This is a genomic window from Escherichia sp. AM3, from assembly GCF_032029835.1.
Classification (GTDB): domain Bacteria; phylum Pseudomonadota; class Gammaproteobacteria; order Enterobacterales; family Enterobacteriaceae; genus Escherichia; species Escherichia coli.
The window spans coordinates 1-279 of sequence record NZ_JAVUPQ010000916.1 but is presented as its reverse complement, the minus strand read 5'-3'; the positions used below and the strand labels follow the sequence as shown (position 1 = coordinate 279).

Here is a 279-nt window from a genome sequence, read left to right as displayed (position 1 = left end):
GGGTGATGCGGACGTGGCGCGCGATCTGGGTGCAGACCAGATAATCGCCCTCAGCGGCAAGCCGGGCGTGAAGGTGCTTAGCATCCCTTCTGCCGAGCAAAACTATCTGGTGTTTAACACCGGCAACAGCGCTAACCCGCTGCTGAATAATCCAGCGTTCTGGGAAGCCTCGCGCTGGCTGGTGGATTATGAAGGCATCACCAAGAACCTGCTGAAAGGCCAGTATTTTGTTCATCAGAGCGTCCTGCCGGTCGGCCTGCCGGGCGCGCTGGAGGACAA

1 protein-coding gene is annotated in these 279 nt (G+C 59.1%); it reads left to right on the top strand.

The window, feature by feature from the left end; genetic code table 11:
- Nucleotides 1–279 (top strand): ABC transporter substrate-binding protein (locus RTW80_RS29045; RefSeq protein ID WP_312721570.1); only part of this gene is annotated, 279 nt, incomplete at both ends.